Origin of the sequence: Jannaschia rubra (assembly GCF_001403735.1) — a bacterium.
Taxonomy (GTDB): Bacteria; Pseudomonadota; Alphaproteobacteria; order Rhodobacterales; family Rhodobacteraceae; genus Jannaschia; species Jannaschia rubra.
The window spans coordinates 393,068-408,178 of sequence record NZ_CXPG01000021.1 but is presented as its reverse complement, the minus strand read 5'-3'; the positions used below and the strand labels follow the sequence as shown (position 1 = coordinate 408,178).

Here is a 15,111-nt window from a genome sequence, read left to right as displayed (position 1 = left end):
ACGGAAAAATCCGGCCGCAGCCGGATCGGGAGAACGCTTTCGCGGGGGCAAGTGGCGGACAGACAGGGATTCGAACCCTGGAGACGGTCTCCCGCCTACACACTTTCCAGGCGTGCGCCTTCGACCACTCGGCCACCTGTCCGTGGGCGTCGTTTATGACACGCGGGCAGTGGGGTGCAAGAGCGGAACCGACGGCATTTTCAACGACAGGCGCTTGCAATCTGCGCGGCACACGTGGTCTCTGTCGCGAGACAGTCGGGAGGCGCCGTCATGCTTATCCGTGCAACGACCCTGCTGGTTCTTCTCTCCACGCCGCTCGGCGCGCAGGAGGTGGCCGACATGGCGTCGCGCGATGGCTGGTCGGTGACGCCGACCGCCAAGCCGTTCGACGACCTGATCGAGGATGCGCGGCAGGCGGCGGGGGCGGGCGGCCTTGCCGTCGTGACGATGGCGGGGCCGACGGAAGCTGCCGTCGCGCGGGGCATCGACATACCGGGCAACCGCGTGATCGGATTGTTCAACAACGACTATGCCGTGCGGATCCTGCGGCTGAGCACGCCGGCGATGATCGAGGCGCCGATGCGTGTCTATGTGACGGAGAACGCGGACGGCACCGCGACGCTCAGCTACAGGCTGCCTTCCGAGGTTCTTGCGTCCTACGTGGCTGATGCGCCGGACCTGGAACCCATTGGCGCCGAACTCGACGACGCCTTCGCCAAGGTTGCCGACGCCGCGACGCAATGATGCGCGATGCCTTTGACGGGCGGTGCGGGGCTGATATGTCCGCCTTGGACGCCGCCGCAGGGTAGCCGTCCCATCCCTGACGACTTGCGGAACAGACTGGATAGACCATGGCGGACGCTTCCAACCCGACATCGAAATCCGCCGGGCCTTTGGCCGGCGTACGCGTTCTTGACCTCTCGCGCATCTTGGCCGGGCCTACCTGCTCGCAGCTTCTTGGCGACCTGGGGGCCACCGTCCTGAAGATCGAGAACCCGCTCACAGGCGGCGACGACACGCGGCAATGGGGCCCGCCGTATGTGAAGGACGGCGCGGAAGACACGGACCTGTCGGCATATTTCATGTGCGCCAACCGAAACAAGCTTTCCGTCGCCATCGATATCGCCACGTCCGAGGGGCAGGCGCAGATCCGGCGGCTGGCCGGAATGGCGGACGTCCTGCTCGAAAACTTCAAACCCGGCGGGCTGGCGAAATACGGGCTGGACTATGCGTCGATCAGGGCTGTGAACCCGCGGCTCGTCTATGGCTCCGTCTCGGGCTACGGGCAGACCGGGCCCAACGCGGCCAAGCCCGGGTACGACCTGATGGCGCAGGGATACGGCGGCATCATGTCCCTGACCGGCGAGCCGGAGGGTCAGCCGATGAAGGTCGGCGTGGGCATCGCCGACGTGATGTGCGGGATGTATGCGGCCGTCGGCATCCTGGCCGCCCTGCGCCATGCGGAGGCCACGGGCGAAGGGCAGCAGGTCGACGTGGCGCTGGTCGACAGTCAGGTCGCCTGGCTCATCAACGAGGGGGTGAACACCCGCCTGTCGGGCGAGGCGCCACGGCGACGGGGCAACGGGCATCCGAACATCGTTCCCTACGGGGTCTATGAGACGTCGGACGGCCACGTCATCGTGGCGGTGGGCAACGACCGGCAGTTCGGCCGGTTCTGCGCCGTGCTGGGGTTGGACGATCTGCCGACGGATGCGCGGTTCGCCATCAATCCGGCGCGAATGGCGAACCGCGAGACGCTTGCGGAGCACCTCATCCCGGTCATTCGTGCGCGCACGACGGAAAGCGTGATCGCGGGGCTGGAGGGCGCATCGGTGCCCGTCGGCCCCGTGCAGACCCTTCCGCAGGTATTCGCGTCCGACCAGGTCGAGGCGCGCGAGATGCTCGTCGACATGGAGCGGGACGGCCTGCACATGCCGCTGATCGGCAATCCGCTCAAGCTTTCGGCGACGCCCGTGACCTATCGGCATGCTCCTCCGCGGTTCGGGGCGGATACGGACCGGCTCGACCGGCCGGATCCTTTCGCGGACGACTGATCGGCGGGACGCGGCGAAGTGGACGCTGGACGGGCCGCTACGGGCGATGACGGACCGTCACGTGTCCGTCATGTGGCGGCCCGCACTATAGGGAACTGCACGGCTTCGCCTTAAAGGATGTGACGACGCCCTTGCGAGGATCGCCATGTCACGCCACGACCACTTCGATCAGCCGGTGTCGCTGGACAGCGCGGTCGCGGTGGCGGAATGGAACGCGATGGCCGGCGCGTTTCTGGCGCACGGCGCCTCGACCCCCGACCACCTTGCCAGGCTGCTGGACCTTGCGCCCGATTACGGGGGTGCACATGCGCTGAAGGGGCTGTTTTTGGTGCTCCTCGGCCGGCGGGAACTTTTGGCCGATGCGCGCGCCGCCCTCGCGCGGGCCAAGGAATATGAGGCCGACGCGAACCTGCGGGAACGGGATCTCATGCTGGCGCTGCGGCATCTGCTCGACGGATCACCGAAAGCCGCCATGACGGCGCTCGAGACGACCTTGAGACGCGCGCCGACCGATACGCTCGCCATGAAGCTGGGCCATGCGCTGCGGTTCGTAACGGGGGACGCCGCCGGGATGCGCCGGTCTATTGAACGAGTGCTGCCGTGCTACGGTTCTGAACATGCGGGGCACGGGTATCTGCTCGGTTGCCACGCCTTCGCGCTGGAGGAGACGGGCGACTATGCCGCCGCGACCGCCGCCGGACACGCGGCCCTCGATCTTGCGCCTGATGACGCCTGGGGCCTGCACGCCGTCGCGCATGTCCACGATATGACGGCCGATGCGGCGGGTGGGCTCGACTGGATCGACCGGCGGCAGGCGGCCTGGGGCCACTGTAACAACTTCCGCTTCCATGTCTGGTGGCACCGCGCGCTGATGCTTCTGGACCTGGGGCGGATGGATGCGGCGCTGGCTTGCTACGACGAGCATGTCCGGGCGGAGCGGACGGACGATTACCGCGACATCGCGAACGCCACGTCGCTATTGCTGCGACTTGAGCTGGAGGGCATCGACGTAGGGCATCGCTGGTCCGAACTGGCCGATCTGGCCGACGCGCGGACGGCCGACGGGTGTCTCGTGTTCGCCGACTTGCACTATCTTCTCGCGCTGACCGGGGACGGGCGGGATGCGGCGGCGGGGCGCATCGTCTCGCGTCTGGCCGATACGGCACGGCCGCCGGAGGGTCGCCACGGGCCGGGGCCGGCCGCCGCGCGGGGACTGGCCGCCTTCGCCGCGGGCGATCACGCAGCGGCTTTCGCAGCGCTGTCCGCCGCTCGGCCCCACATGCAGGACATTGGCGGAAGCCATGCACAGCGCGACGTGTTCGAACGGATCACCATCGATTCGGGCATCCGGGCTGGCCTTCTGACTCAAGCCGGCGCCTTTCTGGACGACAGAACCGCCCGGCGGGGCGGCTGTGAAGACCGATATGCGGCGGTGCGGCGCGCATTCATCGCCGGTGCAGCGAATTTCCCTTGTTCGCGGAGCGCGACTGCCTAATTTGCGCCGGCACCTCCAGAGACCTCCCTCAATGACATCCACGTCAACCGACATCGACCTCGTCATGCGCAGTCCGACCATGGCCACGGCCGGAAAGGCGATCCGCGATCCCCGGCTCGACTTCTTCCGCGGCTTCGCGATGTTCATGATCCTGGTCGCGCACACGCCGGGCAATGCCTGGACGCTGTGGATCTTCCCGGCCCGCTGGGGCTTTTCGGACGCGACCGAAATCTTCGTGTTCTGCTCGGGCATGGCCTCCGCCATCGCCTTCGGACGCACCTTCGACCGCGCCGGGTGGCTGCTCGGCGCGGCGCGCGTGGCCTACCGCGTCTGGCAGATCTACTGGGCCCATATCTGCCTGTTCGTGGCCATCGTCACGATCATGGCGGCCATCGACGCATCGGGTTGGTACCCAGACCGCGACTACATCGGGTCGCTGAACCTCTGGAAGTTCTTCATCGACCCTGCGCCGCAGCTCATCGGGTTGATGACGCTGACCTATGTGCCGAATTACTTCGACGTTCTGCCCATGTACATGGCGGTGCTGGCCATGATGCCCTTCGTAATGGCCCTGTCGCGCGTGTCGCTGCCGTTGCTGGGGGCGGTTCTGATCGGCGTCTGGCTTCTGGCGCAAGAGGCGCTGCTGTCGTGGCTGGGGCTTTCCGCGCTGCACCTGTCGCTTCCGGCCGAGCCGTGGTCCGACCGGCAGTGGTTCTTCAACCCATTCGGCTGGCAGTTGGTGTTCTTCACCGGGTTCGCGCTGATGCGGGGATGGATACCCGCGCCGCCGGTCACGCCGTGGCTCGTCGCGCTGACGCTCGCCGTGGTCGTGCTCAGCGCGGTTCACTCGAACGTCGGCGCACGGGCCTTCGGCTTCGCCATCGAATGGCGGCAGGCCAACGGCGCCTGGTTCGACAAGTCGGACTTCGCCATCCTGCGCTACGTCGATTTCCTGTCGCTCGCCTACCTCGCTTGGGCCGCCGCGGGCGAGCGGGGGCACCGCCTGATCGCCACTGGGCAGGGGGTCGCCGCGCGCCTCTGGGACGAGACGGTGCAGATCGTCATGACGGTCGGTCAGCAGAGTCTCGCCGTTTTCGTGTTCTCCATGGCGCTGGCGCGGGTGAATGGCTACATCCTCGACGTCATCGGCAGGAACGCCATGACCTGGACATTGGTCAACCTGACAGGCTTCGGCCTTCTTGTGGCCTGCGCCTTCTGCGTCGGCTGGTTCAAATCCCAACCCTGGAGGGCGCAGCGATGACACGTCGTGGATTTCTTGCGGGCGTCTCGCTTCTGGCGATGACTGCCGCTGCGGGTGCCGTGACGCCCCGTTATCTTGAAAGCACGTCCTTCGGCCCCGATACCGTGCACGATCTGGCGCGCGACCTTGCGGCGCAGGAGTTCACGGCCCGCGCCAAGGTGCCCGAGCCCTGGCTGAACCTGACCTACGACGAATACCGCAAGATCTGGTTCGACGTGGACAACGCCGTCTGGTCGGGCACCGACCTGCCGTTCCAGATGGATCTGTTCCATCCCGGTCTCTACTTCCCCCGCCCGGTCGAGATCGACGTGGTCGAAGACGGGCAGGCGCATCGGCTGGCCTTCGATATCGACCTGTTCACCGGCACCGACGATGCGCCGAAACTGGCTGTGGACGAGACGATGGGCTATTCGGGCCTGCGCCTGCGTCACCAGTTCGAGGGCGAGACGAAGCAGCGGGAGTTCGCCGTCTTCCAGGGGGCGAGCTATTTCCGGGCCATCGGCGCTGCGCAGGCCTACGGCCTTTCTGCGCGTGGCCTCGCCTTGCGGACGGGCGACCCGGATGGCGAGGAGTTTCCCGAGTTCATCCGCTACTGGGTGGTCCGGCCCGCTCCCGGCGACCCCGACATAACCGTTCACGCCTTGATGGACAGCCCCTCCGTCACCGGCGCGTTCCGGTTCCAGATCACGCCCGGTCTTGCCGCCGAGATGCGGGTAGACGCGACGCTGTTCCCCCGCGTGGATCTGGATCACGTGGGCATCGCGCCGCTTACGTCGATGTTCCTTTACGATCAAACCAACCGCCCCCGGTTCGACGATTTCCGTCCCGCGATCCACGACAGCGACGGCCTGCTCATCTGGAACGGCGCGGGCGAGATGCTGTGGCGTCAGCTTGCCAACCCGACCGAGCTTCAGGTCAGCAGCTTCGTCGACGAGGGCCCGCGCGGTTTCGGCCTGATGCAGCGCGCCCGCCGCCTGTCGGATTTCGCCGATCTGGAAGCGCATTATCAGGACCGTCCCAGCCTCTGGATCGAGCCGGAAGGCGACTGGGGTCCGGGCGTCGTGCGTCTGGTCGAGATCCCGTCGGACAAGGAAATCTACGACAACATCGTCGCCTACTGGCGCCCCCACGCCGTGCTGGCCGCAGGAAGCGAGCACCGCTTCGCCTATCGCATGATCTGGACCGACGAGGTGTCCTCGGTGCCGCCCCCACGCCGGCAGGACGTGGCCCGCGTGATCGACACGCACATCGGACAGAACTTCGACCGCGACCGCACCATCGTGGCAATCGACTTCGCGGCCCATCCGGCGCTCGACGTGCCGGAGCTTGAGGGACAGCTGGACGGCATCGCCGTCTACGTCGCCTCCGGGCAGGCCGAGACGTCGGCGGGAATCCTCCAGCGCAACCCTGAAACCGGAGGGGCGAGGCTCGCGTTCACCTTCGATCCCGGCGACTCCCGGACGGTCGAACTGCGCGCACAGCTTTTCCGCGATGGCGCCGCCCTCTCCGAAGCCTGGCTTTATCGGTGGACATCTCATGACGCATGAACGCACGCCTACCTCCATGCCCCCGCATGCGCCGCTGGCCCATCCGCGACAGGATCTGTCGCGCCGGTTCCGCGACGACTCCGCGCCGGGCGTGTCGCCGGATCGCGGGGCCGCCGTCTGGCGGGCGGGCACGTTCCTGCCTGCCGCGCTCGGCACCGGCGCGCTGCTTTGGGGATTCCTGTCGTGGTTCGCCACGAATGGCACGACCTGGGCCGAGGGGTTGCTGACCCTGCTCATCGGAATCGGCTTCTTCTGGGTCGCGCTGACCTTCGCCACCGTGCTTGCCGGGGCGGGCGCCATGTTCCGCCGGGTGGCCCCCGAAACCGGACCCGTCCGACCGCTGGACGTGGCCCTGCTGATCCCCGTGCATGAGGAGGCGCCCTGGGACGTCTTCGGAAACGCCGCGGCGATGATGGAACGCCTGGCCGCCGCGCCGGGCGCGCACCGCTGGTCGCTCTATATCCTCTCAGACACACGCAACCCGGACCGGGCGGCGCAGGAGGAGGCCGCCTTCGACGCCCTGCGCGCGCGGCTGCCCGACCTCGCCATCTGGTATCGCCGGCGGGTGCAGAACACCGACCGCAAGGTCGGAAACCTGGCGCAATGGGTCGAACACTGGGGCGGCGCGCATGACGCCATGGTGGTGCTCGACGCCGACAGCCTGATGTCGGCGCAGGCGATCCGGTCGCTGGCCGATGCCATGGGGCGCGACGGCTCCGCCGGGCTGATCCAGTCGTTTCCGCAACTCATCGGCGCGCGCACCCTGTTCGCACGCAGCCAGCAGTTCGCGAACGCCATCTATGGCGTCGCCCTGGCCGAAGGGCTTGCCCGCTGGACAGGGCGCGAGGGCAACTACTGGGGTCACAACGCCATCATCCGCACACAGGCCTTCGCCGCCAGCGCAGGCCTGCCTCATGTGCGCGGCTTCCGCAGCCGCGACAACCTGATCCTCTCGCATGACTTCGTCGAGGCGGGCCTCCTGCGCCGTGCCGGCTGGTCCGTGCGTTTCCTGCCCCGCCTGCGCGGCAGCTACGAGGAGACGCCGCCGACGCTGATCGACCACGTCCTGCGCGACCGCCGCTGGTGCCGGGGCAACCTGCAGCATCTGGGCCTTCTGGGCACCTCGGGCCTGCACACCCTGTCGCGGTTCCACATGTTCCACGGGGCCATCGGCTATCTGCTGTCGCCCTTGTGGTTCCTGCTGCTCACGCTCTGGGCGGTGATCGGAGTCAGCAAGGACAGGTCGGTCATCAACTACTTCTCGCCTGACAATCCCACGGTTCCCAACTGGCCCGAGATGTCGTCGGTCAACCACATCTGGCTGATGGTCATCATGTACGGCCTGCTGCTCGCGCCCAAGATCGTCGGCGCGCTGGCGCTGGTCGCCGCCGGGATGCCGGTATCGCGGCTGGGCGGCTGGGGACGTTTCGCTGGCTCGCTCTTGTTCGAGATTGCGGTCAGCATCGCCTATGCGCCCGTCCTCATGGTGCAGCAGACCATCGCCGTCTTCGCCGCACTGACCGGGCGCAAGTTCGATTGGGCCCCCCAGACGCGCGAGGGGGCGATGCAGGACTGGTCCACCGTCTTGCGCTTCCATGCACTCGAAACGGGGCTGGGTGCCCTGCTCCTGCTTGGCATGGCGACGGGCTATGTCTCGCTCTGGCTCCTGCCCATCATGCTGAGTCTCGCGATGGCCGCGCCGCTGTCGCGCCTGTCGGGGATCGTCCTGCCGGGCACCATGGCCACTCCGCAGGAGGTGCGCGCACCCCTTGTGGCCAAACGCGCCGCACAGTGGCGGGCGGAACTGAAGTCGAGCCTGACGGCACGGCCGGCCGAGTAGGGGCTGGCCCAACCGGCAGGCCCCGCGCCAGCCACGCCGCCCCGGCGGCGGAGCCTGACATCCCCTCCGGCACGTCGGTCACCCCCTTGAACCCGGCGCAGGCAAGGCGCGCCGCCAGCCGTTGCGACCGCCCACCGGCGTCGCGGATCAGGGCGACGGGTCGGGACAGATCCCCGCCCATCAGCCGCGACGGTTCGGCGGTGAAGTCCTTTCGCCGCATGTCCAGGAGCATCGCACCGTCGGAAATTCCGATGCAAATCCGTTCGTCGGACCCCCGCATGGCAATCATGCCGGCCACAGCGCCCGCCGTGGCGCCGGTCGCGACGATCGGCAATCGCCGGCCGGTCGGTGTCGTCCCATCCCGCATCGGCGCCTCCGGTCGCGATCCCGGTCTGCGCTTGCCGTCGGGGAAGTCAGGATGGGGTCACGCCCTTTAGGACTTTGGTGAGGTTTCGAGTGCCATCCTGCCCGGGACCGGATGAAAGGCGTCGTGAATGAAGGATCAGGGACAGGCGGTGTGGATGACCCGGCAATTTCCGACCGTCGACCGCGCGCCGTGGCGGGAGGTGGGACAGGGTGCCCATTTCGTCTCGGATCGGGCGGATCTGCGACTTGCGGCGACGCTGGGGTCCTGCGTGGCGATCTTCCTGCACGCCCCGGCAGCCCGCATTGGGGGTATGAACCACATTTTCCAATCCGTCGACGCCGGCCCGGCGGGCAGTCATGCGGTGACGGCGGAGATCGACCGCCTCGTGGCTTCCATGGCCCGCATGGGCGTCGCCCAGCGGGATCTGATCGCGCAGGCCGCCGGCGGGGCGCGCACCCTTGGACGCGGCCGTGATGTGGGGGGTGAGATCGCGGCGGCCTGCATGCGGCATCTTTCGACGCTTTCCATTCCGGTTGCGGGCAGTGATCTGGGCGGTCAGCGGCCCCGGCGGGTATTGTTCGACCCGACATCCGGCGATCTTCGGATTACCTATCCCGGCACCGCCATGGGTGAGGTCACGTTGATGTCGTCCATGCGGCAATCGACAGTGGTCTGACGCGACCGGTTGAGCGCGAAGGCCGGCCAAGATACACCGACCCGACGCAGTCGCACCGGGGACGACCGCCCATGATCGGTAACGCCTTCACCCTGAAGCAGATCGAGGCGCTTGTCACCGTCGCTGATCTCGGCGGGTTCCGTCGCGCGGCCGAGCATCTGAACACCACGCAACCCAATATCTCGTCGCGCATCGCCGGGCTGGAGGAGACGCTCGGCCATGTCCTGATGCTGCGAGATGCGGGTTCGGTACGGATGACGGCGCGCGGCGAGGCCGTGCTGGCGGCCGCACGGCGCATCCTGGCCGAAGCCGAGACGCTCATCGACGTCGCGGAACGCCCCGATCTTGTGGAAGGCCGGCTGCGGCTGGGCGTGACCGAACTGGTCGCCTGCACCTGGCTCCACCGTTACCTGCGCGCGCTCAAGGACGGGTGGCCGTCGCTCAGCGTCGAACTGACGGTCGACCTGTCGCGCGTTCTGGACCGCGATCTGGCGGCGGGGGCCCTGGACCTGACGATCCAGACCGCGCCCTTCGCCACGGACACGACCGGGGTGATCGACCTCGGGCAGGCACCCTATGTCTGGCTCGCCGCACCTTCTGCCGCCGCAGGCCTTCCCGACCGGCCCGACCTGATCTCACTCGCGGCCGAGCCTATCCTGACCCATGCCCGGCATACCGAAGCTTTCGCGCAACTTTCGGCGCAGGCGGCAAAGCTCGGGGTCCCGGCCGCACGGCTTGTCCCGTCGAGCAGCATGGCCTCCTGCCTGCAGATGGTGGTCGACGGACTCGGCGTGGCGCTGTTGCCACAGCCCATCGCGGCGCGTCACATTGCGGCGGGCGAACTGGTCGCGCTCGACACCGGCTGGCTGCCTGCGCCGCTGTCGCTCGCCGCGCGGTTCCATGAAGGTCGTGCCGCTCCCCACGTTGCGCAGGCTGCGCGGCTGGCCCTGACGATGGTCGGCTGAACGCACCGGTTTATCGCCCCCATCGCGTCAAACGATTGGCGCGGGACGCCGCGTGCGGACTAGGCTCCGCCCAGCAGCAGGACGAGGGACGCGATGAAACGGGATTCCATTCGCATGGGCGTCGACATCGGTGGCACCTTCACCGACGTCGTGCTCGAATGTCACGGCCAGCGCGTCTCGACCAAGGTGCTGACGACCTATGCCGCGCCCGAGGACGCGATCCTGGAGGGGATGCGGCAGGTCTGCGACCGCGCCGGGATCGTGCCTGCGGACATTCACCAGATCATCCACGGAACAACGCTGGCCACCAATGCCCTCATCGAGCGGCGGGGCGCGAAGACCGCCCTCATCACCACCGAGGGGTTTCGCGATGTGATCGAGATGCGGACCGAGTCGCGGTTCGAGCAATACGACCTGAACCTGGAACTGCCGGAGCCGCTGCTGCCGCGGCAGATGCGTCTGACCCTGCGTGAACGGGTCGATGCGGGTGGCAACGTCCTCATCCCGCTCGACCGCGCGGAGGTCGAGGCGCTGGCCGACCGGATCGCCGCGATGGGCGTCGAGAGCGTCGCGGTGGGACTGCTGCACTCCTATCTCAACGACACCCACGAACGCATGATCCGCGATGTGCTGGCCGAGCGTCTGGCCGACGTGACCGTCTCGCTCTCCTGCGAAGTATCGCCGCAAATGCGGGAATACGAGCGCTTCAACACCACCGTCGCCAACGCCTATATCAAGCCGCTGATGAAATCCTACCTGGGACGGCTGCGCGGGCGGTTAGCCGAACAGGGGGCGGAATGTCCGGTGTTCCTGATGCACTCGGGCGGGGGGATCATATCGCTGGAAAGCGCGGCGGAGTTTCCCGTCCGGCTGGTCGAGTCTGGGCCGGCGGGCGGCGCGGTATTCGCCGCAGACATCGCCGCGCGCCACGGGCTCGACCGGGTGCTGTCGTTCGACATGGGGGGGACGACGGCCAAGATCTGCCTCATCCGCGACCGCACGCCCAAGACCGCGCGCGTGTTCGAGGTGGCGCGGACATATCGCTTCAAGAAGGGGTCGGGGATGCCGATCTCGATCCCCGTGATCGACATGGTCGAGATCGGGGCGGGCGGCGGATCGCTGGCCCATGTCGACGCGATGCGCCAGATCCGTGTCGGCCCCGAGAGCGCCGGGTCGGAGCCGGGGCCTGCCTGTTACGGTCGCGGCGGCGATCGGCCTGCCGTGACCGATGCCGACCTGACGCTGGGCCGTCTCGACCCCGAGGGGTTCGCGGGCGGGTCGATCCGCCTTTCCCCCGAGGCGTCGATCGGGACGCTGACGCGGGTTCTGGGCGAGCCGCTGGACATGGACGCGACCGAGGCAGCCTTCGGGCTGGCCGAGGTGGTGGACGAGAACATGGCCAATGCCGCCCGTGTCCACGCGGTCGAGAATGGCGAGGACCTTGCGGGCTACACCATGATCGCCTTCGGCGGCGCGGCGCCGCTCCACGCCGGTCGCCTCTGCGAAAAGTTGGGGATCGACCGCCTGCTGGTTCCGCCCGGCGCGGGCGTGGGCTCGGCCATCGGTTTCCTGCGCGCACCGTTTTCGTTCGAGGCGACGCGGTCGGTCTACATGCGGCTCTCGGATTTCGATCCGGACGCCATAAAGGCGCTTCTGTCCGACCTGCGAGACGAGGCGACGGGCTTCGTGCGGACCTGCGACGCCGACAGCGAGATCCTGTCGGAGTTCAAGGTCTACATGCGCTATACCGGGCAGGGCTGGGAAATCCCCGTGACCCTGACCGAAGCGCAGGCCATGGCGCCTGATGCAGCCAGCTTCCTGGCACTGTTCGAGGCGGATTACGCCCGCCTGTTCAGCCGCACCGTCGCCGGGCTCGACGTCGAGATCACGGTCTGGTCCGTGAACGCGACGACCCCGCCCGAGACGGTCGCGCGGATCGAGCCGGTCGGCGCGGGGGAGCCCGCGCGCTCCACCGCGCAACGCTCCCTGTTCGACCCTGCCTTGGCGCGGAGGGTGGATGCCACGGTCATCGCCCGCGCCGGTCTGACCGACGGCGACACCGTCGAGGGACCCGCCGCCATCACCGAAGACGAGACCACGATCATCGTCCCATCCAGCCGCTGCGCGCTCAGGCAATCGGACGGCTGCATCGACATCACCCGGAAGGACGCGCCATGACATCCGTGAAACCGTCGAACGTCGCCTATCAGGTGATGTGGAACCGCCTGATCTCGGTGGTCGAGGAACAGGCGCAGGCGCTGGTGCGGACGGCATTCTCCACCTCGGTGCGCGAGGCGGGCGACCTGTCGGCGGGGGTCTACGATGCCGATGGCCGGATGCTGGCGCAGGCGGTCACGGGCACGCCGGGGCACGTCAATGCCATGGCCGACGCCGTCGCGCATTTCATCCGCCGGATCGGACGCGACAACATCCACGAAGGCGACGTCTACATCACGAACGACCCTTGGGAAGGGACGGGCCACCTGCACGACATCACCATGGTGACGCCGTCTTTCCACAAAGGCCGGCATGTCGGCTTCTTCGCCTGCACCGCGCATGTGGTCGACATCGGCGGGCGGGGCTTCGGCGCGGACGGGGCCAGCGTCTATGAGGAAGGGCTGTATCTGCCCATCATGAAGTTCGCCGACCGGGGCGAGGTCGACCAAACCCTGCTGCGGATCGTGCGCGGCAATGTGCGCGAACCCGACCAGCTCGTGGGCGACATGTATGCGCTCGCGGCCTGTAACGACATCGGCCATCGTCGCCTGAGCGCGATGATGGAGGAGTTCGAGCTAGATGACCTGAGCGGGATCGCGGAGTTCATCCTCGACAATTCGCACCGCGCCACGCTGGAGCGGATCGCCGCCCTGCCGCGGATGTCGGCCGAGGGGTCGATGACGGTCGACGGCTTCGACACGCCGATCACGCTGAAGGTGCGGCTGACCGTGGCCGAGGACCACATCCTGACCGACTTCGCGGGCACGTCCGGCGTGGACCCGAAAGGCATCAACTGCCCGCTGGTCTACGCCAAGGCCTATGCCTGCTATGCCCTGAAATGCGCCATCGCGCCGGAGATCCCCAACAATGCGGCCTCCCTCGCGCCCTTCCGGATCAGCGCGCCCGAGGGCACGATCGTCAACGCCGTCCACCCTGCGCCCGTGGCGTTGCGCCATATCATCGGGCATTTCGTGCCGGATGCAGTCTACGATGCGCTCGACAAGATCCTGCCGGGCGTCGTGCCGGCCGAAGGGGCGGGGTGCCTGTGCAACTTCCAGCTTTCGCTGCGGCCCCGGACCGACGCGCCGGCGCCGAACGGCGCGCGGCGAGCCGAGGTGCTGATCTTCAATTCGGGCGGGGCAGGGGCCCGGCCCGCGCATGACGGCCTGAATGCGACGGCGTTTCCGTCGGGGGTAATGACCATGCCTGTCGAGGCCACGGAACATGCGGGCCCCGTCGTCATCTGGCGCAAGGAGCTGCGGCCCGGATCGGGGGGCGCGGGCGAGCGACGCGGCGGACTGGGGCAGTTCATGGAAGTCGGCGCGCGCGAGGGGCATGAGTTCGATTTCCAGGCCATGTTCGACCGGGTGGACCATCCGGCCCGGGGCCGGCGCGGTGGGGCGGCGGGCGGCGCCACGACCATCGGACAAGACGACGGCACGCCCATGCGCGGCAAGGGCAAGCAGTTCGTGCCCCACGGCCGGCGCGTGATGCTGGGCCTGCCGGGCGGGGCGGGCTATGGCGCGGCAGCCGACCGCGACCCCGCGCTGGTGCGGCGCGACCTGGCGCGCGGCTATATCGACGCGGATGCCGCCGTCCGCGACTACGGCATGAGCGCGGAGGACGTCGCGGAGGTCGAGGCGGCCGTGCACGAAGGGCGCTGGGTGGACTGAGGGCCGGGCCGCCCTCAGTCGGTGCCGGAGCCGTTGGTCGGCGTGCTGTCCGGCTCGTCCATCTGCCACGCCTCGCGCACCCAGTCGGTCGGCAGCAGATAGGACCGCAGCGCGGTCAGCTTCCGCTTGCTGCGCAGGGCGCGGGCGATATGGGCGCGGCGGGACAGGTGCGGGGTCTTGTCGTCGTATTGCCCCAGGATCGCATCGGGCGGATTGACCTTGCCAGCGAAGATCACGACCCGAGCGTCTTTGGGTTTCCGGGCCTGAAGGACGTAGTTCAGCGGGAAGTTGCGGATGCACTCGATGCGGAAGTGCCGCACCCAACTGCGGGGCCAGAAGACGATGCCGCCGGGCGCGTTCCGCGTCACGAAATGCTGCTCATAGATGTATTCGGCCGCGACGCCCTCCGGGTCGGCGGCGAACATCTCCTGCAGGGGGGCGAGCTTCCCGACCGGCATGCGGTAGATCGACGTCTGGCCGAGGCGGTGCAGGGGTTTGGCCATGTTCCGCGCCAGAACGACGTCGTCCGGATTGCCGAACGTGAAGAACGGATCGAGCGACCCCGTCACCACCACGTCGAGGTCGAGAAACAGCACCTGACCCGACAGCCCGCCCAAATCGGAAGCCCAGAGCCGCGCCTTCTGCCACTTGCCCCGCGACTTGCGCGGGACAGCGCCCGGCATCGGCGGCAGATCGTGGCAGACGACGTCCGGGTGGACCCCTTCGCGGACGTCGGTGAAGCAATGGAAGCGGAAGGGGGGCGTGATGTTGCGGGCCACCATCGCATGGAGGTTGTTGATGTAGCGCGCGCCGTAGCGGGTGCCCCAGTTGATGCAAATGATCTGCTTGTCCATGGTCCGTCCTGTCCTGCTGGCCGCTCCTATCACGCCTTTGGGCAAGGGCGAACCTGTTCAGGCGCGGCGGCGGGGCTTTGCATGGGGAGGGGCCTTGCGTTATCTGGCGGTCACGCTTTCCGCTCCTGCCCCCGCGAGGTCCGTCCGTGCCATCGTCCGACC

Annotated in this window: 11 protein-coding genes and 1 tRNA gene; 10 read left to right on the top strand and 2 right to left on the bottom strand. The window is 68.0% G+C overall.

Features of this window, described 5'->3' with window-relative positions; all coding sequences use genetic code 11:
* Window positions 1-52: 52 nt before the first annotated feature.
* Window positions 53-142: transfer RNA gene (locus JAN5088_RS15555), tRNA-Ser, on the bottom strand.
* Between the two features lie 128 nt (window positions 143-270).
* Between JAN5088_RS15555 and JAN5088_RS15550 the strand changes: the two genes are divergently transcribed.
* From JAN5088_RS15550 to JAN5088_RS15505, 10 genes are all read left to right on the top strand, one after another.
* Entirely contained in the window at window positions 271-744 is a 474-nt protein-coding gene (locus JAN5088_RS15550; RefSeq protein ID WP_055683727.1) for a DUF302 domain-containing protein, read from the top strand.
* A gap of 107 nt (window positions 745-851) precedes the next feature.
* Window positions 852-2,054, top strand: a complete 1,203-nt coding sequence (locus JAN5088_RS15545; RefSeq protein WP_055683726.1) for a CaiB/BaiF CoA transferase family protein — start codon at window positions 852-854, stop codon at window positions 2,052-2,054.
* Window positions 2,055-2,199: 145 nt separating this feature from the next.
* The gene (locus tag JAN5088_RS15540; protein WP_055683725.1) at window positions 2,200-3,549 is read left to right on the top strand and encodes a tetratricopeptide repeat protein; all 1,350 of its coding nucleotides are present in this window, start codon (window positions 2,200-2,202) and stop codon (window positions 3,547-3,549) included.
* A gap of 31 nt (window positions 3,550-3,580) precedes the next feature.
* Window positions 3,581-4,810, top strand: coding sequence for an OpgC family protein (locus JAN5088_RS15535; RefSeq protein ID WP_055683724.1), 1,230 nt, complete (start codon window positions 3,581-3,583; stop codon window positions 4,808-4,810).
* A complete protein-coding gene (locus JAN5088_RS15530) occupies window positions 4,807-6,357 on the top strand; it encodes an OpgD/OpgG family glucan biosynthesis protein (protein WP_055683723.1) in 1,551 nt (516 codons plus the stop codon). Before JAN5088_RS15535 ends, JAN5088_RS15530 begins: the two co-directional genes overlap by 4 nt.
* Window positions 6,347-8,197, top strand: a complete 1,851-nt coding sequence (gene mdoH / locus JAN5088_RS15525) for a glucans biosynthesis glucosyltransferase MdoH (protein WP_055683722.1) — start codon at window positions 6,347-6,349, stop codon at window positions 8,195-8,197. Before JAN5088_RS15530 ends, mdoH begins: the two co-directional genes overlap by 11 nt.
* Before the next feature lie 635 nt (window positions 8,198-8,832).
* Window positions 8,833-9,240 carry a chemotaxis protein CheD gene (locus JAN5088_RS15520; protein ID WP_158448495.1) on the top strand — a complete coding sequence of 136 codons (408 nt, stop codon included), beginning with the start codon at window positions 8,833-8,835 and terminating at the stop codon, window positions 9,238-9,240.
* Window positions 9,241-9,311: 71 nt separating this feature from the next.
* Window positions 9,312-10,205: a LysR family transcriptional regulator gene (locus JAN5088_RS15515; RefSeq protein ID WP_055683720.1), complete on the top strand. Its 894-nt coding sequence runs from the start codon at window positions 9,312-9,314 to the stop codon at window positions 10,203-10,205.
* A gap of 93 nt (window positions 10,206-10,298) precedes the next feature.
* Window positions 10,299-12,383: a hydantoinase/oxoprolinase family protein gene (locus JAN5088_RS15510; RefSeq protein ID WP_055683719.1), complete on the top strand. Its 2,085-nt coding sequence runs from the start codon at window positions 10,299-10,301 to the stop codon at window positions 12,381-12,383.
* Entirely contained in the window at window positions 12,380-14,095 is a 1,716-nt protein-coding gene (locus tag JAN5088_RS15505) for a hydantoinase B/oxoprolinase family protein (RefSeq protein ID WP_055683718.1), read from the top strand. The genes JAN5088_RS15510 and JAN5088_RS15505 overlap by 4 nt, the downstream gene beginning before the upstream one ends.
* A gap of 14 nt (window positions 14,096-14,109) precedes the next feature.
* Here JAN5088_RS15505 and JAN5088_RS15500 read toward each other — a convergent pair whose 3' ends face one another.
* The gene (locus JAN5088_RS15500) at window positions 14,110-14,949 is read right to left on the bottom strand and encodes a hypothetical protein (RefSeq protein WP_055683717.1); all 840 of its coding nucleotides are present in this window, start codon (window positions 14,947-14,949) and stop codon (window positions 14,110-14,112) included.
* Window positions 14,950-15,111: the final 162 nt, after the last annotated feature.

Excerpts from the sequence above, each read along its gene's own strand:
- JAN5088_RS15535 (WP_055683724.1), top strand. The coding sequence starts at position 3,581 with ATGACATCCACGTCAACCGACATCGACCTCGTCATGCGCAGTCCGACC.
- JAN5088_RS15500 (WP_055683717.1), bottom strand. The coding sequence starts at position 14,949 with ATGGACAAGCAGATCATTTGCATCAACTGGGGCACCCGCTACGGCGCG.
- JAN5088_RS15550 (WP_055683727.1), top strand. The coding sequence starts at position 271 with ATGCTTATCCGTGCAACGACCCTGCTGGTTCTTCTCTCCACGCCGCTC.
- mdoH (WP_055683722.1), top strand. The coding sequence starts at position 6,347 with ATGACGCATGAACGCACGCCTACCTCCATGCCCCCGCATGCGCCGCTG.
- JAN5088_RS15510 (WP_055683719.1), top strand. The coding sequence starts at position 10,299 with ATGAAACGGGATTCCATTCGCATGGGCGTCGACATCGGTGGCACCTTC.
- JAN5088_RS15515 (WP_055683720.1), top strand. The coding sequence starts at position 9,312 with ATGATCGGTAACGCCTTCACCCTGAAGCAGATCGAGGCGCTTGTCACC.
- JAN5088_RS15505 (WP_055683718.1), top strand. The coding sequence starts at position 12,380 with ATGACATCCGTGAAACCGTCGAACGTCGCCTATCAGGTGATGTGGAAC.
- JAN5088_RS15540 (WP_055683725.1), top strand. The coding sequence starts at position 2,200 with ATGTCACGCCACGACCACTTCGATCAGCCGGTGTCGCTGGACAGCGCG.
- JAN5088_RS15545 (WP_055683726.1), top strand. The coding sequence starts at position 852 with ATGGCGGACGCTTCCAACCCGACATCGAAATCCGCCGGGCCTTTGGCC.
- JAN5088_RS15530 (WP_055683723.1), top strand. The coding sequence starts at position 4,807 with ATGACACGTCGTGGATTTCTTGCGGGCGTCTCGCTTCTGGCGATGACT.